Here is a 584-nt window from a genome sequence, read left to right on the forward strand (position 1 = left end):
GAGCGGAAGTTATCTGCTTTTTTATGTAGGCCAGAAGCGGCTCTTGAACGAATATCAAAATTAGGGGCATCATTCATGGAAATGTATGCGTCTATGTCAGTGAACAGTTTCTCATCTGAGAACTCAAGGATTAGATTCAAGCATGCCAAGCCACAACAAGCAGTTTCTAAGGATGCCCAACCAGTCTGATATTTACCGACCTTACGTGTCCAACTAAGAAGTAAGCTTCGAATCTCAAGCGCTTCGATATCACAACCACGTTTATGAGCATCTACTGCGGATTCGAAGATATTATCTGCGATACGGTACGTTTCTATATATTTTATTGTTCCTTCGTCGTCAGGAATCCAAGAGAGCACACTAATCAACCAACTAGCCGATTTTCTTAGTTTGTCTCTATGATGATCATCGCAAATATCAGAACAAGAAACAGCCAGAAGTAGTTTTGTTGTGTGTACTACCCAGTGGATTAAATCGAACGTAAGTTGAGATCTTTTCTCAATAGCCTGCAATAGTACTTCTTTTTCTGTTTGATACAGTCCATCAGCCCACTCTTCTAAGTGGTGAACCACTCGTTGTGCGTT

1 protein-coding gene is annotated in these 584 nt (G+C 40.9%); it reads right to left on the minus strand.

Going from position 1 to position 584, the window contains the following annotated elements; translation table 11 throughout:
• Positions 1-584: hypothetical protein (locus AB4512_RS23890; protein ID WP_372175983.1), on the minus strand; the 584-nt coding region annotated here is incomplete at both ends.

The organism is Vibrio sp. 10N.222.52.B7, assembly GCF_041474275.1.
In the GTDB taxonomy this organism is placed as follows: Bacteria; Pseudomonadota; Gammaproteobacteria; order Enterobacterales; family Vibrionaceae; genus Vibrio; species Vibrio crassostreae_C.